The 25,239-nt window shown below is 36.8% G+C and carries 20 protein-coding genes and 2 pseudogenes; all 22 read right to left on the minus strand.

The genetic code is table 11. The features are described 5' to 3' along the window. Positions 1–37: 37 nt before the first annotated feature. The 22 genes and pseudogenes from BTHG_RS03260 to BTHG_RS03375 all read right to left on the minus strand — a co-directional run bounded on the left by BTHG_RS03260 (position 38) and on the right by BTHG_RS03375 (position 25,190). The gene (locus tag BTHG_RS03260; protein WP_010282253.1) at positions 38–580 is read right to left on the minus strand and encodes an outer spore coat protein CotE; all 543 of its coding nucleotides are present in this window, start codon (positions 578–580) and stop codon (positions 38–40) included. Positions 581–915: 335 nt separating this feature from the next. Beyond that, positions 916–1,347 (minus strand): RicAFT regulatory complex protein RicA family protein, encoded by a 432-nt coding sequence (locus BTHG_RS03265; RefSeq protein WP_010282255.1) that lies wholly within the window; start codon positions 1,345–1,347, stop codon positions 916–918. A 1-nt stretch (position 1,348) separates the two neighbouring features. Continuing rightward, positions 1,349–2,878 (minus strand): tRNA (N6-isopentenyl adenosine(37)-C2)-methylthiotransferase MiaB, encoded by a 1,530-nt coding sequence (gene miaB / locus BTHG_RS03270; RefSeq protein WP_010282256.1) that lies wholly within the window; start codon positions 2,876–2,878, stop codon positions 1,349–1,351. A 296-nt stretch (positions 2,879–3,174) separates the two neighbouring features. After that, complete coding sequence (locus BTHG_RS03275; RefSeq protein ID WP_010282257.1) at positions 3,175–4,041, minus strand: 2-oxoacid:ferredoxin oxidoreductase subunit beta; 867 nt, start codon at positions 4,039–4,041, stop codon at positions 3,175–3,177. A 1-nt stretch (position 4,042) separates the two neighbouring features. Beyond that, positions 4,043–5,779, minus strand: a complete 1,737-nt coding sequence (locus BTHG_RS03280) for a 2-oxoacid:acceptor oxidoreductase subunit alpha (RefSeq protein WP_010282258.1) — start codon at positions 5,777–5,779, stop codon at positions 4,043–4,045. 324 nt (positions 5,780–6,103) lie between these two features. Next, a pseudogene (locus tag BTHG_RS03285) lies at positions 6,104–7,035 on the minus strand (dipeptidase). Positions 7,036–7,132: 97 nt separating this feature from the next. Then, the gene (gene spoVS / locus BTHG_RS03290; protein WP_003211281.1) at positions 7,133–7,393 is read right to left on the minus strand and encodes a stage V sporulation protein SpoVS; all 261 of its coding nucleotides are present in this window, start codon (positions 7,391–7,393) and stop codon (positions 7,133–7,135) included. Between the two features lie 312 nt (positions 7,394–7,705). Beyond that, a complete protein-coding gene (locus BTHG_RS03295) occupies positions 7,706–8,500 on the minus strand; it encodes a TIGR00282 family metallophosphoesterase (protein WP_010282271.1) in 795 nt (264 codons plus the stop codon). 138 nt (positions 8,501–8,638) lie between these two features. Next, positions 8,639–10,201 carry a ribonuclease Y gene (rny, locus tag BTHG_RS03305; RefSeq protein WP_010282273.1) on the minus strand — a complete coding sequence of 521 codons (1,563 nt, stop codon included), beginning with the start codon at positions 10,199–10,201 and terminating at the stop codon, positions 8,639–8,641. Positions 10,202–10,599: 398 nt separating this feature from the next. After that, positions 10,600–11,640 carry a recombinase RecA gene (recA, locus tag BTHG_RS03310; RefSeq protein WP_010282275.1) on the minus strand — a complete coding sequence of 347 codons (1,041 nt, stop codon included), beginning with the start codon at positions 11,638–11,640 and terminating at the stop codon, positions 10,600–10,602. Between the two features lie 286 nt (positions 11,641–11,926). Next, positions 11,927–13,174, minus strand: coding sequence for a competence/damage-inducible protein A (locus tag BTHG_RS03315; protein WP_010282277.1), 1,248 nt, complete (start codon positions 13,172–13,174; stop codon positions 11,927–11,929). 17 nt (positions 13,175–13,191) lie between these two features. After that, complete coding sequence (pgsA, locus tag BTHG_RS03320) at positions 13,192–13,770, minus strand: CDP-diacylglycerol--glycerol-3-phosphate 3-phosphatidyltransferase (protein WP_010282279.1); 579 nt, start codon at positions 13,768–13,770, stop codon at positions 13,192–13,194. A 330-nt stretch (positions 13,771–14,100) separates the two neighbouring features. Beyond that, complete coding sequence (locus BTHG_RS03325) at positions 14,101–15,009, minus strand: helix-turn-helix domain-containing protein (RefSeq protein ID WP_010282282.1); 909 nt, start codon at positions 15,007–15,009, stop codon at positions 14,101–14,103. Between the two features lie 106 nt (positions 15,010–15,115). Then, positions 15,116–15,901, minus strand: coding sequence for a YmfK family protein (locus BTHG_RS03330; protein ID WP_010282285.1), 786 nt, complete (start codon positions 15,899–15,901; stop codon positions 15,116–15,118). Between the two features lie 174 nt (positions 15,902–16,075). Then, positions 16,076–16,318 carry a DUF3243 domain-containing protein gene (locus BTHG_RS03335; RefSeq protein ID WP_010282286.1) on the minus strand — a complete coding sequence of 81 codons (243 nt, stop codon included), beginning with the start codon at positions 16,316–16,318 and terminating at the stop codon, positions 16,076–16,078. A 79-nt stretch (positions 16,319–16,397) separates the two neighbouring features. Then, positions 16,398–17,123, minus strand: coding sequence for an elongation factor P 5-aminopentanone reductase (gene ymfI / locus BTHG_RS03340; RefSeq protein WP_010282288.1), 726 nt, complete (start codon positions 17,121–17,123; stop codon positions 16,398–16,400). A 52-nt stretch (positions 17,124–17,175) separates the two neighbouring features. Then, positions 17,176–18,462 (minus strand): annotated as a pseudogene (yfmH, locus tag BTHG_RS24175) (EF-P 5-aminopentanol modification-associated protein YfmH). Beyond that, positions 18,462–19,742, minus strand: a complete 1,281-nt coding sequence (gene yfmF, locus BTHG_RS03350; protein WP_010282291.1) for an EF-P 5-aminopentanol modification-associated protein YfmF — start codon at positions 19,740–19,742, stop codon at positions 18,462–18,464. Before yfmF ends, yfmH begins: the two are co-directional and overlap by 1 nt. Positions 19,743–19,921: 179 nt before the next feature. After that, positions 19,922–21,391 carry a sodium:solute symporter family protein gene (locus BTHG_RS03355; RefSeq protein ID WP_010282292.1) on the minus strand — a complete coding sequence of 490 codons (1,470 nt, stop codon included), beginning with the start codon at positions 21,389–21,391 and terminating at the stop codon, positions 19,922–19,924. Between the two features lie 256 nt (positions 21,392–21,647). Next, positions 21,648–22,601 carry an ABC transporter permease gene (locus BTHG_RS03365; protein ID WP_010282297.1) on the minus strand — a complete coding sequence of 318 codons (954 nt, stop codon included), beginning with the start codon at positions 22,599–22,601 and terminating at the stop codon, positions 21,648–21,650. Between the two features lies 1 nt (position 22,602). Then, the gene (locus BTHG_RS03370) at positions 22,603–23,667 is read right to left on the minus strand and encodes an ABC transporter permease (RefSeq protein ID WP_010282298.1); all 1,065 of its coding nucleotides are present in this window, start codon (positions 23,665–23,667) and stop codon (positions 22,603–22,605) included. Continuing rightward, positions 23,664–25,190, minus strand: a complete 1,527-nt coding sequence (locus BTHG_RS03375; RefSeq protein ID WP_010282299.1) for an ABC transporter ATP-binding protein — start codon at positions 25,188–25,190, stop codon at positions 23,664–23,666. Before BTHG_RS03375 ends, BTHG_RS03370 begins: the two co-directional genes overlap by 4 nt. Between the last annotated feature and the right edge of the window lie 49 nt (positions 25,191–25,239).

Below are 25,239 nucleotides of genomic sequence, written 5' to 3' on the forward strand. Positions count from 1 at the left end.
GAAAAAAAACTAGGAAGTCAGCCCTCCTAGCTTTCAATTATTCTTCTAAATCGCCGACTAAGAAATCAGGATTTAAATCCTCGAATTCTTCGTCATCTACATCCCAATCCTTATCATCATCATAACAACCATCTGGATTTACGTGGACGCATACCTTTGTTTCACCAATAACTTCAGCTAGAAGCTCTCTTTCTACCTCAACAAGAATTTTGTTTCCATTAGGTGAAATTGTGCATTCTAAGCAATTTGGCTGTTGTAACACTTCTACAAGCACATCACAACTATCACCTAAGAAATTCTCATCTCTGTACTTGAGTTTGATGGAATCTTTGTATGAAAGTGTTTCAGTAACGACCTCTGTTTTTGTATTGTTACCATAAGAATACCACGTGTTCACATCGAATGTGCCACATACTTCTACCGTGTTACCTTTTTTCTCCGCCTCGTAACGGTGGTTAATGATCCAACACCCTAAAATATTGGATGGGTGGTGCGGTGGAGAAATTGTATAAGTAGATTGTGAAAACTTACGTCCTTTACCTACAACAGCTTTTGTGATTATCTCTCTGTATTCAGACATTCGAACAAACCCTCCTCAATCAATCTTCAATTCATCCTATGCGGGACATTTGACTAGTGTGCTAAAGACTGATTTCTTTTTACAAACTTTTTTGCATGTCACTTCGATGCATTTCTTGTAAGTACACCGAAAAAAGTTGAGTAAGCCATTCAAATTAAGAAATAAAAAATCGCATTATAAATCAACTTTACAATTACCGTATAATTCATTCTATGCTGGTTCGCCCATTTATGTACCTTTTTTAAAAGCTGTACAAGCAAAAAAAATAAAGCTTTATAATGCTAAAGCTTCACAATCAATTAAAGGCAAAAGCTTAACGCTTTTGCCTTTGGTTATTAGTGGCAGCCACAGCCACTTTGGTTATTCAATTTTGAACCAGTTTCACCAGCTAGCAAGTCTCCGCCAGTTGATGAAATAATTTCATTCGTTACATTGTTTGAAATAGTATGTGCCACAAGTTGTAAAAGATCGTTCACTTCAACTTGTGAACTCTTGAATTCTGCTACAACAGGAATGTTGTCAAGTTCTTCTTGTAAATTATCAATTTTTTCTTCAACTTGCTTTAATGCTTCTGACTTGCCATAGTGTTGAAAATTAACAGCTTGTTTTTGTAAGCTTTTAATTGTCTCAATAATCTCTTGAACTTTTTTGTTCTGGTTTATTTGTGCTTCTGCACGCTTGAAAAAATCAACTTCTTGTGTTTCTGCAATCATTTTTGCAAGCTCAGTTGCACGCTCAACGATTTGTTCTTTTGTGAATTCTGCCATTTTAGTTCACCTCTACCGCTTCTTCGATCATTTCGCCATCTAATGACCAAGTTTTCGCCTGGATAATTTTTACTTTTACAATTTTACCAATTGCTGATTTAGGACCCTTGAAGTTAACCAATTTATTTTTACTTGTATAACCAGCTAAAACATCCGGATTGTTCTTACTTTCACCTTCAACAAGAACTTCAACAATTTGATCTTGGTACGCAAGATTTTTCTTTGCGGAAATCTCATTTACAAGTGCATTAAGACGCTGAAGTCTTTCCTTTTTCACTTCCATTGAGATGTTGTCTTCCATTTTTGCTGCTGGTGTTCCTTCACGTGGTGAATAAATGAAGGTATAGGCTGAATCAAATTCTACTTCTCTATATAAAGAAAGAGTTTCTTCAAATTGTTCATCCGTTTCATTTGGGAAACCAACAATAATATCTGTCGTAAAGGAAGCATTCGGAATTCTTTCCTTCATTTTGCGTACTAACTCTAAATAAGATTCTCTAGTGTATTTACGTGACATCAACTTTAATACCTGTGAGCTACCAGACTGAACTGGAAGATGAATGTGCTCCATGAGGTTTCCACCTTTAGCGAGCACGTCAATTAAATGATCATCGAAATCACGTGGGTGACTTGTTGTAAAACGAATCCGTGGAATGTCAATTTTTCGCAATTCGTCCATTAAGTCACCTAAACCATATTTAATATCAGTAAAATCCTTACCATAGGCATTAACGTTTTGTCCTAGCAAGGTAATCTCTTGATATCCTTGTCTTGCTAAATGACGGACTTCTTCAATAATATCTTTAGGGCGACGGCTACGTTCCTTACCACGAGTATATGGAACGATACAGTACGTACAGAATTTATCACAACCGTACATAATGTTTACCCATCCCTTGATATTTCCTTTACGTACTTTTGGAAGGTTCTCAATGATGTCCCCTTCCTTAGACCAAACTTCAACAACCATCTCTTTACTGAACATTGCTTCTTTTACAATGTAAGGAAGGCGATGAATATTATGAGTACCGAAAATCATATCAACGAATTGATGTTTTTCAAGTATTTTATTAACAACTGATTCCTCTTGGGACATACATCCACAAACACCAATTAAAAGATTAGGATTTTCAAGTTTTAATGGTTTTAGATGACCGATTTCACCAAATACTTTGTTTTCAGCGTTTTCACGGATTGCACATGTATTTAGTAAAATAATGTCAGCATCCTTCGTATTTTCAGTTGGCTCATAGCCCATTTCCATAAAAATACCGGCCATAACTTCCGTATCATGTTCATTCATTTGACAACCATACGTCCGGATTAAAAAACGCTTTCCTTTTCCTGCATTTTTCATGTCTTCAGGAATTGAAAACTCTTTTAGGTAATTAACCTGTTCCTTACCACGTTTTTTCGCATCCTTTAATGAAGGTGGTTGATAAACAGCTTGAAAATACTTACTGTAATCCTTTTCGGATTTTTTGTCCGCAGGCTTTACCTGAGTACTTTCAAGACGTTGTTTTTCGTTCATGCTGTATCTCCTTCCTTTTTCTAAAAACTATCTTTTGTAAAAAATAAATTTCCATTTAACTAGTATAAGGTTTAACAAGTTTTAATACAATGCAACCATTAAATTGTAGAAAATTATACATTTTTAGAAAAAAAGTAAGCTCTATTCTAGCAATTTATTTTTACTTTATAGACATACGTATTTATTTTATCATTCAACAAACACCTAGTAAAGATTTAAAGACAGGGAGGTGACTAAAGCTATACAATAATAAAAAACCCTACTAAGCGAAACATGCTTAGTAGGGTTTTGTTTATTTACATAAATTCAGCAACCAGTTTATTGAACTTTTCTTCATCCAAGTTCAAATCTGCGTTTACAAGTGGTGCATCACCATACCCGTGCACAAGTTCTTGATAGGATGGCTTTTCTGTATTTTGATAGATAAGTCCAGTAACAAGGCTGTTGTGCTTCATTAATGTTTGCATCGCAATGGAGCGGTCAGATGGGTCATATCCTTCAACATCTCCAAGTTTTGTAAGATTTTCTTTAAACCAGTCATATGTGTTGACTTTGTTGTATGTAACACATGGACTAAATACATTGATTAAAGAGAAACCTTTATGTTTGATTCCAGCTTCGATTAAAGCTGTTAAATCTTTAAGGTCTGTTGAAAAACTTTGTGCAACAAAAGTAGCTCCAGCTGTTAAAGCCATCTCCATCACTGAGAGTGCAGATTCAATTGAGCCTTGTGGAGTACTCTTTGTTTTAAAGCCCATTTCGCTTCTAGGAGAGGTTTGACCTTTGGTTAAACCATAGATTTGGTTATCCATTACAATGTAAGTTATATCAATATTACGACGGATTGCATGAATAGTATGGCTCATCCCAATAGCATATCCATCACCGTCTCCACCGGAAGCAATAACGGTTAAATCACGATTTGCCATTTTTACACCTTGAGCAATTGGTAATGAACGACCATGAATTCCGTGTAATCCATAGGCATTAATATATCCTGAAATACGTCCAGAACAACCAATTCCTGAAATAACAGCAAGCTGTTCAGGCTCGAGTCCAACATTTGCAGCTGCACGTTGTATGGCTGCTTGTACGGAGAAGTCACCACATCCAGGACACCAGTTTGGTTTTACATTATTACGAAAATCTTTAAATGTTGCCATATTAGAACAACTCCTTACATTTTGTATGAACTTCATGAGGTAGGAACGGATTACCATCATACTTTAAAAAGTTTGTAATCTTATCTGCATGTCCTACATTCATCTTCATAATGTTGGCGAGCTGACCTGTAGCATTATTTTCAACTACTAATACTTTTTTAGCAGATTGAATCAAAGGCAAAACTTCATCCGTTGGGAATGGGTGAATAAGTCGAATTTGAGCATGGTTCACTTTAATACCATCATTCTCAAGACGTGTCATTGCTTCTTCAATCGCACCGCGAGTAGAGTTAAAACCAACAATTAAAAGGTCCGCCTCTCCATGTTTCACGTTTTTATGAACAGGGGTCTTGAATTGAAGATTTTTAATCTTCTTAAGGCGCTTTTCCATTTGAGCTTTACGGTTGCTAGCTACTTCAGATGGCTTACCTTGTTCGTTATGTTCAACACCTGTTACATGGTGAATTCCATTTTTTACACCTGGAACTACACGTGGAGAAATACCATTGTCAGTAACTTCATAGCGTTTGAAGTATTCTTTATTCTCTAATTCAGGTAATTCGTCTTCAAGAATTAAACTACCGCGTCTAATTTCAATTTTAGAATAATCAAGTGGTTCAACCGTTTGTTTACCTAATGATAGTTGTAAATCTGTTAGAAAAATAACCGGACATTGATATTCTTCTGCTAGATTAAATGCTTCTATAATGTCATAGAAAGCTTCTTGAACAGTACTTGGAGCCATCACAATCTTAGGAATTTCTCCATGCGTACCATATATCATTGCCATTAAATCAGATTGTTCCTGCTTTGTAGGAAGACCTGTACTTGGACCTCCACGTTGTGTATCAATAATTACAAGAGGAGTTTCGGTAATACCAGATAATCCGATAGACTCCATCATTAACGATAAACCTGGTCCAGCAGAAGCCGTAAAAGCACGTACGCCTGCATAGTTAGAGCCAATTGCCATCGTACAAGCTGCAATTTCATCCTCTGTTTGGATGACAGTTCCACCAAAGTCCGGTAGTTTGCTAATTAAATATTCCATGATCTCAGAGGCAGGAGTAATCGGGTACGCAGGCATGAATCTTGCTCCACCTGCCAAAGCCCCCAACGCGATTGCATCATTACCAATCATGAACATACGTTGTTTTCCATCTGCTTTTTCTAGCTTCATTTTCACGTCTTCGCTAAGCTGATTTTCCAAGAATTCTGCTCCAGCTTTGATTGCTTCCATATTTTTTTCAACAACCTGCTGACCTTTACGACCAAAAATTTCATCAACTACATTTAAATAAACGTTTAAATCTAGGTCTAATAATGAGCTAGTTGCACCGATTGCAACCATGTTTTTCATAAGGGACGTTCCTAGTTCAGTTGCAATTTGCGTAAAAGGAACTGAAAACAAATGAACATTTGTGTCTTCAGGAATTGTTGGCCCGAATTTAGCATCCGCCAACACTACTCCACCAGCTCGTAACTCATGAAAGTTAAAATCGATTGTTTCTTGGTCAAAAGCTACTAAAATATCAAGATCATCAGAGATTGAACGAACTTGAGTTGTACTTACACGAATTTTGTTATTTGTATGACCACCTTTAATACGTGATGAAAAATGGCGATAACCGTATAAATAGTAGCCTAAACGATTTAGAGCTATGGAAAAGATTTCCCCCGTACTCTCGATTCCTTCCCCTTGTTGTCCGCCAACTTTCCACGAAAGTTGATTGATCATGGCTTACACCCCTTTGGAATACGTTCTATATAAGATTTTTTATCGTATTGAGCGTATAGCACTTCCAACTGAGTTGAAAATAATGATTATGTATGGTCTAAAGTAAAATTGGACCAATTCTAATGATAAAAATGGGATAATATCACCAAAAATATTGTATAAAATTCTGTCCAAATTTATAGTTGTTGGATATGTACTAAACGCTTTCAATTCTAGACCTATCAACGAAAAAAAGCAACCCTTAGCCAGCAAATTATCGTGAAAAATGCATATTTTTTTATTTTTCAATAAATTATATTTTTATCCCTTAAATAATTATTTTATTTACGCTGGCAAAACTCTGACAAAATTGTGAAACAAGAATTTTTTACTTGATTCTCAGAGTAGAATTTAAGTAAATAATCAATCAGAGATTCATACCCCGAGAAGTTTTCAAGTCCTCTCGTCGTATCAGTTATTCCATCAAAATCAGATCCAAATCCAACATGATTTTCTCCACCTAGTGAACAGATATGATCAAGATGTTTTAATACATCATCAATTGTTGCATTGCCATGATTAGTTAAAAATTGCGGGACAAATGTAATTCCAATCATACTGTTCTTTTTGATTAATGCTTGTATTTGTTCATCTTGCAGATTACGACGGTGATTGCAAATCGAAATTGCATTTGAATGAGAAGCAATTGGGAAATCTGCTACCTCCATTACATCCCAAAATCCTTTGATTGATAAATGAGATACATCAGTCCATATTAGTGCCTTATTATGCTCCTCTACAACTTCTTTCCCAAAGCTTGATAGTCCCCCTCCACGTGGTTCTGCAATGCCATCTGCTACAAAATTAGCATAATTCCACGTTAAACCAACAGATGACACGCCAAGCCTCAATAACGTTTGAAGTTTTATTATACTTTGATCAATGGCGTCACATCCTTCTAAAGTTAAAAGCGCACCGATTTCATTTTCTTTCAAGGCTAAGATGTCATCCCTTGTTCGTACGAATTTTAATAAAGGGAATGGATCAATTACTTTTTTATAAAATATTTCCACCATCTCTAACGCTACTTCGAATCGGCTTTCAGGTCTCACTTCTTCCGGAATATAAATTGCAAAGCATTGTACCTTACTACCTGATGTTATTAATTGATTGTATGTAATATGTAATTTTGGTGAGTCCGCAAAATCAATCGTCGGATCCATCCACATTTTATATAAAACATCTGAATGTGCATCAAATATTTTCACATTGATCATCTCCTTATATGTATTTTACACAAAAATACCTGTTTGTCTTAGTTGACAAACAGGTCACTACCCGTCATTTGACCGTTTTATATATAAGTACATACTTTTATCGAGGTTCAACGATTAATTTTATAGCAGTTCTTTCTTCACCATCGATTAGAATATCTGTAAATGCCGGAATACAAATTAGGTCCACTCCACTCGGTGCTACAAATCCTCTAGCTATCGCTACTGCTTTCACTGCTTGATTCAATGCACCTGCACCAATCGCCTGGATTTCCGCAGCTCCTCTTTCACGCAATACACCCGCAAGCGCTCCAGCTACAGAGTTAGGATTAGATTTTGCTGAAACTTTTAATATTTCCATTTCTACTTTCCTCCTTGTTCTTTACAATGTTTCCCTGAGTGATCGATAGAACCATACTAACTAATAGCTGTTGGTAATTTTTGCGATCTATCATTTAATCTTTCTATTTTTAAATTTTTTTCGCAGAACTTACCATTGGCTATCTTTATTCAACCAGGGATTACCGAGTCCTGATGAACAACGAATAATGATCCCATAACTACTATATTCACTAGAAACTACTTGTATTCCTGCTTGTTTAAAAGTTTTTTCTAAAAATTCAAAAACTTAATTAAAATATAAAAAAACCAAGATATGTAAAGAATATCTCGGTTAGTCAAAGAATGGATGATCGTCGTTTATAAGGATTCGTTGTATCCCTTTTGCTCTTCCATTCTTTGGATCTATATCAATTAGGACTCCATTTAATTGAGTTCTTCCCTGAACGACTTCAAAACGCACAGGTAATGCTGTTTTAAATTTATGAATGACGGCATCTTTATCCATACCTAAAATGCCATCGTACGGTCCTGTCATTCCAACATCTGTGATAAATGCAGTCCCTTGCGGTAAAACACGGTTATCTGCTGTTTGTACATGAGTGTGTGTACCAACTACCGCTGTAGCCCGTCCATCTAGGTACCAGCCCATTGCAATTTTTTCACTCGTAGCTTCCGCATGAAAGTCTACAAAAATAATGGAAGTACGTTTTTTCGCTTGTTCAATTAATTCATCAGCCTTTTTAAATGGATCATCAATGGCAGGAAGGAATGTCCTCCCTTGCAAATTTATGATTGCAACCTCATGTCCGCTCATTTTACTAAACATAATCCCTTGACCAGGAGTTCCTTCAGGGAAGTTTGCTGGTCGTATCATGTTTTTAGCAGAATCAATAAACTCAAAAATGTCTTTATTGTCCCACGTATGATTTCCAAGCGTGATTGCTTGTGCACCATTTTCGAGAAATTGGTTATATATTTTTTTTGTTATTCCCCTACCAGATGCTGCATTTTCTCCATTCACTATTGTCAGTGTTGGATTGAATTTTGCCTTTAATTTCGGAAGATATTCTCGGATCATATCTCTTCCTGGTGAGCCAACAACATCACCAATAAATAAAATCTTCATGTAAAATCCCCTTTCATAACAAGTGAAGCACAAAAACTGAAAAAACTCAATCTCAAAGGCAATTTTAAAAGAAAGTTCGATAGATGGAACTTTTCAAACATTTTTCGAGCAAAAAAATAAAGTGGCCAAAGGACCACTTTATTTTGCATATTCAACCGCTCTTGTTTCACGAATTACAGTTACTTTGATATGACCCGGATAATCTAATTCTTCTTCGATTCGTTTACGAATGTCACGGGCTAATCGATGTGCATTTAAATCATCGATTGCATCAGGTTTTACAATAATTCTTACTTCACGTCCTGCTTGAATAGCAAAGGATTTTTCCACACCTTCATAGGATTCGGAAATTTCCTCAAGCTTTTCAAGGCGACGGATATAGTTTTCAAGTGTTTCACTTCGGGCACCAGGTCTTGCAGCTGATAATGCATCAGCGGCTGCAACTAATACAGCAATGATTGATGTTGGTTCTGTATCACCATGGTGGGAAGCAATACTATTGGCTACAATTGGATGCTCTTTATACTTCGTAGCTAATTCTACACCGATTTCAACGTGGCTACCTTCCACTTCATGGTCAATAGCTTTACCGATATCATGTAATAATCCAGCTCGACGAGCAAGTGTTTCATCTTCACCTAACTCAGCAGCCATTAAGCCTGCTAAGAATGATACTTCCATTGAGTGTTTTAAGACGTTTTGGCCATAGCTTGTACGATACTTTAAGCGGCCTAAAATCTTAATTAAATCTGGATGGAGTCCATGAACACCAACCTCAAAGGTTGTTTGTTCACCCACTTCACGAATATATTCATCAACTTCACGTCTTGATTTATCAACCATCTCTTCAATACGTGCCGGGTGAATACGTCCGTCTTGAACAAGTTTTTCTAGTGCGATTCTCGCTGTTTCACGGCGAATTGGATCAAAGCCAGATAAAATAACTGCCTCAGGTGTATCATCAATAATAAGGTCAATACCCGTTAATGTTTCAAGTGTCCGGATGTTTCGTCCTTCTCTACCAATAATACGGCCTTTCATCTCATCATTAGGCAAGTTAACTACAGAAACTGTAGTTTCCGCGACATGATCAGCGGCACATCTTTGAATAGCAAGCGAAAGTACTTCCTTTGCTTTCTTATCAGATTCTTCCTTTGCACGATTTTCTGCTTCTTTCACCATCATCGCTATATCATGGGAAAGTTCATTTTCAATACGTTCCAGGATGATTTGCTTTGCTTCTTCACGTGTTAAGCTAGCAATACGCTCAAGTTCAGCTTGTTGCTTGTTTACCATCTCTTCCACTTTGCTTTCCATCTCTTCAATATGCTGTTGTCTTTGAGCGAGAGAATCCTCTTTCTTTTCTAACATGGATTCACGTTTATCTAATGTTTCATCCTTACGATCAAGATTCTCTTCTTTCTGCATTAAACGATTTTCTTGTTTTTGTAGTTCGTTTCTTCGATCACGGATTTCTTTTTCTGCCTCTGCACGAAGTTTGTGAATTTCATCTTTTGCCTCTAACAGTGCTTCCTTCTTAATTGAATCTGCTTCTCTATTCGCATCTTCAACAATTTGTTCGGCAACACTTTTTGCACCAGCAATTTTAGTTTCGGCAATAGACTTACGAACATAAAAGCCAACAATCGCACCGACGATTAGGCCAGACAAAGCGGAGATGATTATAGAAATGGGATCCATCTTCTTCACCTCCTCTTGCTATGAACTTTTTCTTGCTAGATCAAAATGTCGGCATGTACATTGTAATAGCAACATACAGCACAAAGGCTTTTTAAGCTAATCAGATTCTTAGGTTACGATCCGAAAGCAGCGAAACTACTCCGGGTCTGAATAGCAAATGCTCAAACCGAGTTTTGCTTCTAACGTTTTAACTCTAACAAAATGTAAAATATACATTTTAATTGTAAATGTGTGAAATTTTATTGTCAAGGCCTGTCAAAAATAGTATTACATGAAAATGGAAATTTTATATAGTTGAATTATCTATATTGGGAATTTGAGGTCTTCTTTCTTGTTAAAAAGAGTAAATTTTGTGGAGTAATTGAAGAAGAGACACAATTGCTGTGTCTCCATCTACATTAGTCTTGTAAATCAAATTCTTCTTGTTCTTCATCAGCCGGAGCAACTACCACACCGTCTAATCCATAGTGATTTCTGATTTGTTGAAGGATTTCATTTTTGACATCAGGGTTTTCTTTTAAAAATTGTTTTGCATTTTCACGACCTTGACCAACACGTTCTTCCTTATAAGAATACCAAGATCCGCTCTTTTGAACGATATCAAGTTCAGAACCAATATCGATTAGTTCACCTTCAATCGAAATTCCTTCTCCGTACATAATGTCTACTTCAGCTGTTTTAAATGGTGGTGCTACTTTATTCTTAACAACCTTCACTTTTGTTCTATTACCAACAAGTTCATTGCCTTGTTTTAATTGTTCCGCACGACGAACCTCTAGTCTTACAGAAGAATAGAATTTAAGCGCACGTCCGCCCGGAGTGGTTTCTGGGTTTCCGAACATTACCCCAATTTTTTCACGGACTTGGTTTATGAAGATTGCAATTGTATTTGATTTATTGATTGCACCTGAAAGCTTACGTAATGCTTGTGACATTAATCGGGCTTGTAGACCCATATGGGAATCTCCCATCTCACCTTCAATTTCTGCTTTTGGAACAAGTGCTGCAACAGAGTCAACTACTAAAATATCGACGGCACCACTACGAACTAATGCTTCAGCTATTTCTAATGCTTGTTCACCAGTGTCAGGCTGAGATAATAATAGTTCATCAATGTTTACACCTAATTTTTGTGCATATGCTGGATCAAGTGCATGTTCCGCGTCAATAAACGCTGCTTGTCCACCAGTTTTTTGTACTTCAGCAATCGCATGAAGGGCTACAGTGGTTTTACCAGAGCTTTCTGGTCCATATATTTCAATTATCCGTCCTCTTGGATATCCTCCAACACCCAATGCTATGTCTACCGCTAGTGAACCACTAGATATAGTGGAAATTCTACGATCTGTTTGTTCTCCAAGCTTCATGATTGAGCCCTTACCAAATTGTTTCTCTATTTGCTTCAGTGCCATTTCTAAGGCCGCTTGACGATCACTCACTATTTTTCCTCCTTTATTCGTGCAACTATTAATACTATACAATGTTTTGTTCGATTTGCCAAGCAAAAAAACGAACATTTATTCGGTTATTTTTGTTAATAGTTTTTTCCCTAAAATCCAATTTTTAATAGTTGAAAATCATATTTTCAAAATAACATAGACCAAGCAAAATTGAATTTTAGTCTTTGAAAATAGTTGAAACAGTTTTATTTTTCAACTAACTGTATTTCCCTCTAATTCCATAAAAAAGACGATCCATAATGATCGCCTTTTGAAAACAAATGAATCAGTTTCCCTGCTCACTTAATAACTGTAGTAAATAATAAAAACCATATTTTACGGTTCGTATTCGTATTCCTTGACGGGAACCCGCTAACTTCAACGGGTATACCTTAGTCGGATGATTTAAATAAGATATCCCGATATACACAGTGCCTACTGGTTTTCCTTCGGATTCACTTGGCCCTGCTACGCCAGTAAAACTAATTCCTATATCAGAATGCAAAAGCTTTCTTACATTTACCGCAAGCTGTTCAGCTGTTGAGCTACTCACAGCTCCATCAGTATCTAACGTTTCTTTCTTAACATGTAGCACATGTTGTTTCACTTCATTTGTATAACAAACCACTCCGCCTTTCACAACAGCAGAAGATCCCGCTAGGTTAGTTAGTTCTTCAGCGAACAAACCACCTGTTAAACTTTCTGCACTTGCAATGGTAAGCTTTGAGGATTTGAGCTTATTCATGAGTTCATTTACTAGAGAAGTAGAGTTATACCCATATAGGAACTTGCCAACTCTTTTTAATATTTGAGTCTCTGTCTCATCTAGTAGCTTATTTGCGACATCTAGTGAGCTATGCTTTGCTGTTAATCGAAGTGTAACTTCACCATCACCTGCTAATGGGGCAATTGTTGGATTTGTTTGATTGTCTATTATATCTTCAATCTCTGTTTCAAGCTGTGATTCCCCAATACCAAAGAAACGCAACACTCTCGATTCAATTCGTTCAACGACACCAAGTGATTTTAATAGGAATGGGGCACCGTATGAAAGGAACATTGGATTAAGTTCTTTTGGTGGACCTGGGAAAAGCATATATGTAATTTTATCAACTTCGAGTCCCATCCCAGGCGCCATCCCGTGATCATTTGGCAAAATCTCTGAACCCTCAAGCACGAGTGCCTGCTTCTTATTATTTTCTGTCATATGACGGTTCGTTTTCTTAAAGAAATCTTCAATACTACGTAAGGCTTCTTCATCAAAAACAAGTTTTTTTCCTAATACCCTTGCGATTGTCTCTTTTGTTAAATCATCCTTTGTTGGCCCCAATCCACCTGTAAAAATGATTAAATCAGAACGAGTTTGCGAAACTTTTATCGCATCCATTAAACGGTCAGGATTGTCACCAACAACTGTATGGTAATAAACATTGATTCCAAGCTCAGCAAGCTGTTTGGAAATAAACTGTGCATTTGTATTTGCGATTTGCCCCAAAAGGAGCTCAGAGCCTACAGCAATTATTTCAGCATTCATTGAAGATCGTCACCATCCTATTTTGAGTTTGCAAAGATATGTTTGTTTTTCGCAAAGTAATCCCAACCTGAAATAATTGTAAAAATAACTGCAACCCAAAGGGCAATCATATCGAATGGGATTGAAAGAAATTCAAACGGCCAATTATGTAATAGTAATGCGGAAACGGCAACTACTTGGGCCCACATTTTGATTTTTCCAAGCATTTTTGCAGCAGAAACCTCTCCACCTTCAGCTAATAAAAGACGTAAGCCTGTAACTGCAAATTCTCTACTGATAATAATAATAACCATCCAAGCAGGTGCTAGGCCGAATTCAACTAAACTGACCAGGGCTGCTGATACTAAAAGCTTATCTGCAAGAGGGTCTAAAAACTTTCCAAGATTCGTTACTAAATTATGCTTTCGTGCCAAATGACCATCAATCCAGTCTGTACTAGAAGCAACAATAAAAATAATTGCACCAACTAGATGAGCAACTGGAAGATTAATTGAGCCAATTTCTACATTACCCCAACCAAATGGAACAAACACGACAATTAAAAAAAGTGGAATTAAACAAATTCTTGCCACCGTAATCTTATTTGGTAAATTCACAATAATACCTCCAAAATATAATCAAATGGGCCTCGGCATTTTGCACCCGATTTTCAGTTCCACAGGAAGTGGGGCATAAAGATGTTGCCGCAGAATGTGGTGTTCTTAGTCTTTGAACTTACTAATCGAAACATTCCCTCTTTAAAAATCGTGCATCCGCCGGAGGCTTAACATTATTCAAGCGGTGGAAGAAACCCTTACTGGTTTTTTTCCATTATTACGTTTATTCCCATTTATAGACGTAACTCCTAATGAATAAAGTTAAATACTTATATTAGTGATAATACCACTTGTACGAAACAAAAAGCCATCATAACGATGACTTTTTTGTTATCCTTGCGTTCCCGGAGTGAATTTTATGGTTATTATCTGTTGAACAACTTCTCCGGTGTTAAATGGATATTGGAATGGTTCGCCATTTATTTCAATTGCTAAATCAGAAGACCTTCCAATATTAAAATTGATTTCTGTTTGTCCAGTCAGATCAACTTCTTCTGTTTGACCATCTGCGATTTCTTTATAGACAAATTTTTCTCCTTGTCTATTTCTAACCGCAACCCACGCTTTTCCACCTGTTTTTGCAGTAAGTTTAACCTTAAATGAATCTGTATTTTTCAATTCATAAGTAGCTGTACTTGTTCCTTTACCAACCTCAACTAGTTCCTGAGTGGTAGCCTCTTCTTCAGGTTCCTCTTCTTCAGCGGAGTCAGTATCTGTTTCACCTGCTACCTGTTCCTCTTCTGTTGGTTCTTCTTTCTTTTCAGCCTGATCAGGAGGTGGTTCATTTGATTCATCATATTCTGTTTCTTGACTTTCAAGTTGTGTGCTTGGTTCCTCCGCAACATCTTTTTTGGATACAAACCAGTAAATTGTCATCGCACCACCAAGAATAAAAAGGGCCAATATAATCATTGGAACTTTATCTATAATTTTCGAACTTGTCGAAGAAATTTGTCTTCTTGATTGCACTCTCGAAATTTGTTCAGGAATTTCATCATTATATGTACCAGGAATTTCTGACTTATACTGCTCAAATAATTCTTCAGGATTAAGCCCTACAGCCTCTGCGTATTGCTTAATAAAAGCACGGACATAGAATTTACCTGGCATCACATTATAATTTCCTTCTTCAATCCCAACCAAATACCGTTTTTGAATTTTGGTCATTTGCTGTAAATCGTCCAAACTTAAATCTTTTTGTTCTCTCGCTTCTTTAAGTCGAGATCCTAACTCACTCATTTTTTTCACCTACCAATTCCGGGATACTATTGGCGTCCTCGCGTTGATTATACTAGCATTTTTATCTATTTCAGTAAAGGTTTTACTTCTGATTTAACGTAAAAAATTAAAAATCAAAACCTGAAAAATCAGATCCAGAAAATTGTTGATACTCGATGTCATACGTGATTTCTTCTTCAGGGTCATTACGAAGTTCAATGATGTAATCAAAATCCTTCAATGTATACTCCGTATGACGTACAAACATGTCAGGATGCTCTACTAATTTAACAGCAGGTAGTCGCATAATTTCTCTTACAAGTTGTAAATGCCTTTCGGTTGCGCGCCTAGTTGAAACAATTCCATCAATAATAAAAAGATTATCGACGTTGTACTCATCCTGAATAAGCTCATTTCGCATGGTTTGTTTTAATAATGTCGATGAAACAAACAACCACTTTTTATGGGCACAAACACTTGCAGCCACAACTGATTCGGTTTTTCCAACCCTTGGCATGCCTCGAATCCCAATAAGCTTATGGCCCTCCTGCTTAAAGAGCTCTGCCATGAAATCAACAAGCAGACCTAATTCGTCACGGGTAAAGCGAAATGTTTTTTTATCATCTGCATCTCTTTGAATATAGCGCCCATGTCTAACGGCAAGCTTATCACGAAGCTTCGGTTGCCTTAATTTTGTAACGTTAATCGTATCCATTGTATGTAAAATTGATTCAAGTCTCTCAATTTGTTCATTATTATCACTTAATAAAAGCATTCCCCTTCTACGATCGTCTACACCATTTATTGTGACAATATTTATCGAAAGCATTCCTAGTAAGGAAGAAATATCACCTAGGAGACCTGGGCGATTTTTTGCAATTTCATATTCTAAATACCACTCTTTTTTCTCCAAAAGTTCCAGCCCCTCTTACTAGTAGTGGTTATAATTTCCAATTATGAAATAATGCATCGCTTTTATTATAAACTAATCAATTCATATTTTATAGAGGGCTGGATAAAAAATGAGGAAATTTGCTTAAATAAAAAAGAGAGGAAAATCCTCTCTTGCTTCGAAACACTTCCTAACCTATTGGACAAGCTTTACCATTACATTAGCAATTGCTTGTTGCTCTTCTTCTGAAGCAACCTTCCAAAGGTCCCGTAATACTTTTTCTTGAGCATTTTTTGGTTCAACTTCACTTGCTAGGTAATCACCTAATTGATGAGCCATATCATTGATTACATTTTGATCCATTCCCTCAGATTTAGCATGCTGCAAGCGATCACCTAAAAAATCTTTCCATTCTTCAAAATTATCTAGTACTGACATAAGTGACCCTCCTTATTAGGTTAGTACATAGTTAGTTTGTCGATTGTGAAATAAATTATTCGTAACATATTCAAAAGAATTAACAATACCAACCACCATTAACGGAGAGCACTTGTCCAGTAATGTAAGATGCTTTATCGGACAATAAGAAAGCAACCGCATTTGCTACTTCACCTGGTTCGCCGATTCGTCCTATTGGGATTTCTTCACTTATCCCTTGCAGGTCATCCACTGAAAATTCCTGTAGCATATTTGTATTTATCGCTCCTGGAGCTACTGCATTAACCCGAATCCCGCTTAGACCAACTTCCTTCGCTAGTGCTTTTACAAATGAAATTTGTCCTCCCTTTACCATGGAATATAACACCTCACAAGAGGCGCCTGTGATTCCCCAAATTGATGAAATCACGATAATATTCCCACTCTTTTTCGTAATCATATTTGGGAGCAAGGCTTTTGTTAACAGATAGGGTGTACTTATGTGAAGCTGTACCATTTGATCAACCGTCTTTTGATCAAAGTCAGTCATCAAACCAAATACGCTTTTTCCTGAATTATGGACAATTGTATCAATTGGGTGTTGGATTTGATTAACTACCTGCTCTACGCCAGATGGTTGACTTAAATCGGCGTTTAGTAGGTGGATCTCAACACCCTCACGCAACAAATTTTCGGCTATCCTTTTTACAGCCGTTTCGTTTTTATGATAGTGAAGGTATAACGAATAGCCAAGATTGGCAACTTCTTTAGCAATGGCACCTCCAATCCCTCCGCTAGCGCCTGTTATTAACGCATACTTTTTCATAATTCATTTCCCCTTAAAAAAGCATCCTTTAAAAAGGATGCTTTGGCATTTACTATTTTTTAGGTATTACCTGGCACTCCGTCATTCTAATCTCATCAAAAAATTCATTCACAGTGTTCGTAATATCATCCACTGTTAAACTTTCCATTATCGGAACAACATCAAATAAATTCATATCATTAAAAGCATATCGTGTAAACTGATTTGCAATATAATCAGGTGAGTTAAGGGAGCGAAGGAAAGCGCCAATTTTTTCTTTTTTACCCGCTCCAATTCTTCTGACGTAATCCCTTGATTTTTACTGGACAGCATGATTTTTCTAATTTTGGCTGACAATTCATCTGGGTTTGATGTATCACCGCCAACTACGGCAAATCCGAACCCTTGTTCCTCAGTATAATCGTACGTAAAAGTATCATCTATTAAGCCTTCATCATACAATGTTTGATAATGCTTTGAGCTCTTTCCGAATAACCAATCTAGAATAATCGTAATCGATAATTCTTTTTTAAGTAATTCATTACCTTTTCGGGAAGGATTTTAGAGCTTTTACACCAACCATACATTTTGAAGACTGCACATTCATTTCAAGAACTTTCTTCTTTTCATTCACTTGGACCGGTTCATTTTCAAAATGGCGTTTGATTTCAGGCTGATTCTTATAATCTTTTTTTGCTTGATTCGTGTGGATTTGTTCCATTATTTTTTCCGGATCAATTGGGCCGACCACAAACAGCACCATATTGCTCGGATGATAGAAGGTTTCATAGCACTCGTACAGCATATCCTTCGTTATTTTAGCAATAGAATCAATCGTTCCCGCGATATCAATACGGACAGGATGATTTTTGTACATATTTTCAATCACACCAAAATACAATCTCCAGTCCGGATTATCATCGTACATCGTGATTTCTTGACCAATAATCCCTTTTTCTTTTTCAACCGTCTTTTCAGAAAAATAGGGGCTTTGGACAAAGTCAATCAATGTCTCAAGATTTAATTCAACATTAGATGTACTTGAAAATAGATAAGCAGTTCGTGTAAAAGAAGTAAATGCGTTTGCTGAAGCACCTTGTTTACTAAAATCTTGAAACACATCTCCGTCCTCTTTTTCAAAAAGCTTATGCTCTAAAAAGTGAGCAATCCCATCAGGTACTTTAACCAAATCGTTTTTCTCTAGTGGTACGAATTGATTATCTACTGACCCATAATTGGTTGTAAAAGTTGCATACGTTTTATTAAACCCTTTTTTCGGGAGGATATAAACATTTAGGCCGTTTTCAAGTTTCTCATGATAAAGAACCTCTTGAAGTTGTTCAAATGTGATTTTATCCATTACTTACCTCCCTCCAATCCAGTAAGGAAGTAAATGGTATCAAGTTCAATTTTCTTCGCAACATTCACTACCTCCTCCTTCGTAACTGCTTCAATGCCTGCTATCCACTCTTCAAGCTTTTTGGATTTATTTGAGATAACGTTGTGATATAAAACCTCAGCCATCCCTCTTGAAGTATCAAGCGTTTCAAGCAACTGGTTTCGTATGACAGCCTTTGTTTGATCCATGATTTCATCTGTAAAATCACCATCGACCATTGCCTTCATTTGTTCCTTAATAATTGTCACAGCCCGCTCATAATTATTAATATCAATCCCAGACATTACCATCAGAAGACCTTTATGGCTTTCCACCCTTGATGCAGCATAATAAGCTAAGCTTTCTTTTTCCCTTACATTAATAAACAACTTAGAATGTGAAAAACCGCCAAAAATTCCATTAAACACTTGAAGGGCATCATAATCAGAATCTCCAAATGTGATATTTGTTCGGTACCCAATATTTAGTTTACCTTGTTTCACATCCTGTTTTTCGATGACTTCATTTACCTTTACAACCTGTTTTGTTTTCGTTTCTGATTGTGTTCGTTTGCTTCGCTCAGAAAATACAAAAGCAGAAGAAACAACTTCTTTTACCTTTTCAGGCTCGACATTACCAATAATATACAAATCAATCTCATCTTCAGCCAATATTTTTTGATAATAATTATAGAGGGACTCAGCTGAAATGCTGTCAAGATCTTCTATTCTTCCATTCACATGAAGGTGATATGGTTCATCCTGACACATTTCTTCGACTAATCGTAAATTTGAATACCTCATCTTATCATCATAAACGGCTTGAATTCGCTGTCTAAGGCTACGTTTTTCTTTATCAATGATTGACTTTTTAAAAGCTCCATTTTCGGTGACAGGAGATAATACAATTTCTTGCAACAATGAAATTGCTTTATCAAGTAATGGTGTTTGGTCTTTTAAAAATAGTTCATTTGCAATTTCCACGAAAAAAGAGATGATGTGGTTTTCCCCTTTTTTCGCTAAATCTACATACAATGCAGCACCATATAATTCGTCTAAATAGGAACGCAAACTTGTGGTTGAAGGATAGCTAGGTGTCTCACTTTGAAGCACATATGGAAGCAATGCCCTCTGTGTAACAAACTCCTCCTCTAATGGAGCTTTGATTCTTAATACAATTGTATTCGTTTTAAATTTATCTGTTTTAATCGTATGGAGTGTCATGCCGTTTACTTTATGCACAGTTTCATCCAATAAAATCATTTATACATAGCCTCCTTTTTTGGTCATCGCAAAACCCTATATGGCTATTTTTCAACCAAAACGAAATTTTAATCTTAAAAACACTATAACCTCAGATTAGCAATGATTTCAAGTTTTGACCCTATATTTTCCTGACAAAGAAAAACAAACCAGTTTCATAACTAGTTTGTCTCTATCAGTCATTGATTTTTTGCAAGTTCGCTTTTTATATATGATAAAAATTCATTTGCTTTCTTTTCAGGTGGTTTCGTTGCAAGACTGACCCCTACAAATAATACAATCGAAAGAAGCAATCCCCACACACCAGACCCATACCCAAATGGTTTAAGCTTCATGGCTTCTAGAAAAATCACCACTAATCCGCTTATCGTAACACTTGACATTACCCCTGCTGCAGTTCCTCTCTTCCAGAAAAAAGCTCCAATAATAGCTGGAACGACAACGATTAGACCAGCAGAAGAAGCTACCGAAAGCACAGCAATTAAATCTAATTGTAGTTCGGCAAACCCATATGCAAGAACTGCGATGACTGGGATAATAAATTTACCGACTCTTAATTGTCTCTGCTCATCCTTACCATTTGAAGAAATGCCATACACATCTCTTGCGAAAAGAGATGAAAGGGTTAATAATATCGAATCGATGGTAGAGATGGCCGCAGCCATAATGGATACCATCACAATAACTCCTAAAATCACTGGAACGTGATGAGAAGAAAGTAAGTTAGGTGTGGCAACATCCGGATTTTCAAGGCCAGGGAATAATAATATTGCGGAATACCCCCACATTACTGAAACAATCGTGTAAATAAACCCAAACACAAGAAATCCTAACAACATTTTTCGTAAACTTCCTAAGGAAGCAGGCATATATAAACGCTGACTCACCTGAGGATTAGAAAGACTAAAGAAAATCCAAGGGATAGTTAATGACAAAAAGGTAGGAAAACTAAAATACCCATTGCCTGGAACCGTTAGTGAATCGGGATGATTTATGTGCAATTCACTAAAAAACGTGCTAAATCCACCAAGTGCATTAACTAATAAAATAACAACAAGTGATGAGGAAACAATCATTACGAGAGCTTGAAGGGAATCGGTCCACATTACAGAACGAATTCCAGAAATGTATGTAAAAATCAGTGCTAAAACAGTTGCCAATATTGCACCAGTTGTAAACGAAATCCCTCCATTTGTAATCCCCTCAAGTAAATATCCCACTCCCGCTAATTGAACTGCACTATACGGAATAAGGAAGATACAACTAGAAATCGAGATAATCGCTGCAACTTTTTTATCGTTATAACGGTCTCCTAACATTTCCGATGGCGTCACATACCCATATTTCTTACCAACTATCCAAAAGCGTGGTCCAAAAAAAGCAACTAGCGAAACGCCCATAAAATATATAATTTCAAAACCAAGTGCGCCAACACCACCACGATAGGTCAATCCAGCTAACCCGACCATCATAAATGCGCTATAAGTTGTAGCACTATAGCTTAAAGCGGAAACAAAACCGTTCATTTTTCTGTTACCTAAAAAGTAACCCTCCATATTTACTTGCTTATCACTTCTAGATAAATAAGCAATAAAGACTGAAAGGATAATATATAAAATAATTCCCCACCAAACAATAGATGCACTCATTCATTACTCACCTCCAGTTTCTTGTTATGATGTAATTTATCAAAATTATCAAGAGAGCTAACACAATCCAAAGCAGAAAACTACCATACCAAGCTGTTACATCCGATAAAAAGACATAGGGTATGATGTAGGCTACCAGTACTAAGAAGAGGCATAGACTACCCCAGAAAATCTCTTTTTTACTCATAATCTCCCTCCCAGTTATCCATTTAAAAAAAGGAATGACATTACTGCCATTCCGTAAAAAATTATAATCTTATCGTTTCCCTGAATCAAATGGTTCACCGGCAGCCTTAGGCGCTTGTGAAGACTTGGAAAATATAACCAATGCAATTAATGTTACCACATAAGGGAAAATCTTTAAGAGAATTGGTGGAACAACTGCAAGCTCTGGTATTACCGATGAAACGTTGGCAACTGTACTTGCAAAACCAAAGAACAAAGTAGCGCCTAAAATTCCAAGGGGTTTCCATTGTCCAAAGATTAAGGCAGCAAGTGCCAAGAAACCTAAACCAGAAACATTCCCAGTGAACTCGCCTGCATACGTTACAATGATAATCGCACCACCCAAACCTGCAAAGGCACCTGAAAGAATAACCCCTAGGTAGCGGATGCGTCTTACATTAACTCCTGCAGCTTCTGCAGCTTGCGGGAATTCACCACAAGAACGTAAGCGAAGTCCTGCTTTTGTTTTATATAAAACAAATGCACTAATTAATAAAACAAGTAAAATAAACCAAGTCGTTGGATATGTTTTTGTAAAAAACAGATCACCTATAACTGGAATCTTAGATAGGACTGGAATATCTGTAGGTGAAAAACCACTTGTAATACGGATATTTCCACTACCAGTTATATTTCTTGCTAAGAACACGGTTAGTGCACCAGCAATCATATTGATTGCCGTACCACTAATAATTTGGTTTGCATTTAAGTTGATGCTAGCAAATGCATGTAATAGAGAAAAGAGTATCCCAACAATTGCTGCAACAAGTAATCCAATCCATAAGACTAGATTATGGTTTGACATTGACCCTTGAAGAAAATTGATTGTGAGTGCCCCTGCAAATGCTCCGAAGATCATTAAGCCGTCCAAACCAATATTAACGACACCACTTCGTTCACTGAATAAGCCACCAAGCGCTGTTATTAGGAGGGGAATGGTAAAAACTATTGCATATGGAAAGATTTGTTCAATGATAGACCACATTTTACACTTCCTCCTTTTTTACAGCTGACTTATCAGTTTGCCGTCTTTTGAACTTTTTCATTAACCGTTCAATTAAAATACTAGTAGCAGCGAAATAGATAATAATCGCAATAATTGTATTTGCAATTTCTGGTGGGATTTCCGTCATCGCGTTCATAAATCCTGTACCAGAATAGAGAATACCGAAAAATACAGCTGCAAATAATACCCCAACTGGACTATTTGCCCCTAATAACGCTACTGCAATCCCATCAAAACCTTGAGATGGTAAGTTACCAATTTGCATCGTACTTGCATTACCTGTGTACATTGCTACTCCAGCTAAACCGGCTAAGCCGCCTGAAATTAACATAGATAATACGATATTAGTATTTACTCGCATACCTGCATATTCCGCAGCATGACGGTTAAAACCTACTGCTTTTAATTCAAACCCTAACGTTGTTTTATTAATAATAAAACCAATGATAATAACAGCGATAATAGCTAAAAACAAACCAAGGTTAATATAAGAGCCTTGGAACATTTCGGTTAAAAATGGTGCTCTTAAGGTTGCTTCATCTGGTAATTTTCTTGATTCTGTCTCAAGAAATTCACCTTTAAAATAACCAGGAACAACATAATAAACAGTCCAATAGGCTACCCAGTTCATCATGATAGTTGAAACAACCTCATGGACATTAAATCTTGCTTTAAGTAAACCTGGAATAAATGCCCAAAGTGCTCCACCAATAAATCCTACTAAAATCATTACGAGTAAAAGGATTGGTCTGGACCACTCGAATGTTAAACCAACAGCTGTTGCTAGTAAACCTCCGATTAGCATCTGACCAGAAGCCCCGATATTAAATAATCCTGTTCGGAAAGCAAAAGCAACTGATAAACCAGTAAAAATTAATGGCGTTGCGGTTGCTAAAGTATCACCAAATCTTGAAACGTTTTTCAAACCACCTTGGAACAAATAAAGATACCCTTCGAAAGGATTACTTCCAATAAAGAGCATTAAAATTCCACCAGCGATTAAACCCAAAAGTACTGCAATTAATGAAATGATTGTATTCCTCATACACTTCTCTCCTTACCTACACCAGCCATCATGAGACCAACCTCATTTTCATTCGTTTCAGAGGCATTTACAACGCCAATAAGTTCGCCGTTGTTGACAATGGCAATCCGGTCAGAAAGCTGCAATACTTCATCAAGTTCTAATGAGATTAGGAGTACAGCTTTTCCTTTATCACGATGTTCAATCAATCGTTTGTGAATATATTCAATTGATCCAACATCTAGCCCACGAGTTGGTTGAACGGCTACTAGCAACTCGGGATTTAATTCTAGCTCTCTCCCAATAATCGCCTTTTGCTGGTTACCACCTGATAAGGTTCTTGCTATGGATTTTTCCCCTTCTCCTGAACGCACATCAAAGTTTTCTAAAATTTTCTTCGCATATTCTCTCATTGCAGTTACATTTAAAAGTCCACGTTTTGCAAATGGTGGCTTATTATAAACCTCTAATACCATATTAGATTGAAGTGTATAATCTAAAACGAGACCTCGTTTTTGTCTATCTTCTGGTATGTGAGCGATACCCTTTTGAATACGCTGACGCACTGGAAGAGTAGTAATATCCTCACCATTTAACGTAATTTTTCCTGATTCAGCTTTACGAAGACCTGTGATGGCTTCCACTAACTCAGATTGACCATTTCCTTCAACACCTGCAATACCCACAATTTCCCCTTTTCGTACATTTAAAGAAAAGTTCTTTAATCCCATGACTTTTCGATTATTTTTAACGGAAAGAGAATCTATATCTAATACCACTTCACCTGGTTTACTTTCTTCTTTATCTACATTAAAGGAAACATTTCGGCCAACCATCATCTCCGCCAAGCTTGCTTCACTTGCGTCGGCTACATTCACTGTTCCTATGTATTTACCACGACGAATAACTGTACAACGATCTGCAACAGCTTTAATTTCCTTCAATTTATGTGTAATAATGATGATGGATTTTCCTTCTTTGATTAAATTCTTCATAATCTTCATTAATTCATCAATTTCAGTTGGGGTTAAGACAGCTGTAGGCTCGTCAAAAATAAGCACATCAGCCTCGCGGAAAAGCATCTTCATGATTTCAACCCGCTGCTGCATTCCAACAGATATGTCCTCAATCTTTGCATGCGGGTCCACATTAAGTCCATAATAATTCGATAGGTCTTCAATGCGTTTTGCGGCACTTTGAATATCCAAAACAACGCCACTCTTTATAGGTTCACTACCTAAAATGATATTTTCAGTGACCGTAAAGTTTTCAACTAACTTGAAATGTTGGTGCACCATTCCAATACCTAATCGATTTGCAACATTAGGGTTGGAAATGTGTACTTGTTCTCCGTTTACTTTAATAATACCTTGCTCAGGCTGGTACATACCAAATAAAACGCCCATGAGCGTCGACTTCCCTGCCCCATTTTCACCAAGAAGGGCGTGGATCTCACCTTTTTTTAAAGTAAGAGTGATATTATCATTCGCTACAATACCCGGAAATTCTTTCCTAATATTTAGCATTTCTACAACATATTCCATAGTAGCACTCACCTTTTTCTAGACTCAATTCCTTTTTATTATGAGTCCC

Source organism: Bacillus timonensis (assembly GCF_000285535.1).
GTDB classification, from domain to species: domain Bacteria; phylum Bacillota; class Bacilli; order Bacillales; family Bacillaceae_L; genus Ferdinandcohnia; species Ferdinandcohnia timonensis.